Source organism: Microbacterium sp. 22242 (assembly GCF_052045495.1).
Classification (GTDB): Bacteria; Actinomycetota; Actinomycetes; order Actinomycetales; family Microbacteriaceae; genus Microbacterium.
Window position 1 is genome coordinate 1 of sequence record NZ_JBQEOZ010000028.1, and the last position, 448, is coordinate 448.

Here is a 448-nt window from a genome sequence, read left to right on the forward strand (position 1 = left end):
GTCGATGGGGTGCCCGCCGGCGAGCTCGCCGGGCTGCTCCACACGAACCCCGAACCCGGCGCCCGATGCTCCGAACCCGGTGCCCGCCGTTGCGTCGCTTCCCGGGGCCCGACCCGCGGCGGTGTCGGCGCCCATGAGGGTGAACACGGGAACCGTGACCTCCACCCGCGCCTGGATCGCAGCCAGCAACCCGGTGGTCGTGTCATGCCCGGACGGCGCCCCCGTGAGCAGCGTGTCCGCGCACAGGTCCGCACGGAGCTGGTCGATCGTGCGCGCATCGCCCGGGTCCCCGAGGGCATCGTCGGTCGCGTCGCTCGGCCCCGGGCGCGCATCGTTGCATGCCTCGTAGGCTGCAGCGCCCGGAGCGTCGGCAGCCACGCCGGCGGTCGCGGCGTTCTTCGCTGCCTGCCGGTTCCCGGCCTGCACCATCCGGGCGTGCTGGGTGAGG

At 75.0% G+C, this 448-nt stretch carries 1 pseudogene; it reads right to left on the reverse strand.

The features are described from left to right. Positions 1-429 (reverse strand): annotated as a pseudogene (locus ACTJJZ_RS17365) (hypothetical protein); the annotation flags it as partial. Positions 430-448: the final 19 nt, after the last annotated feature.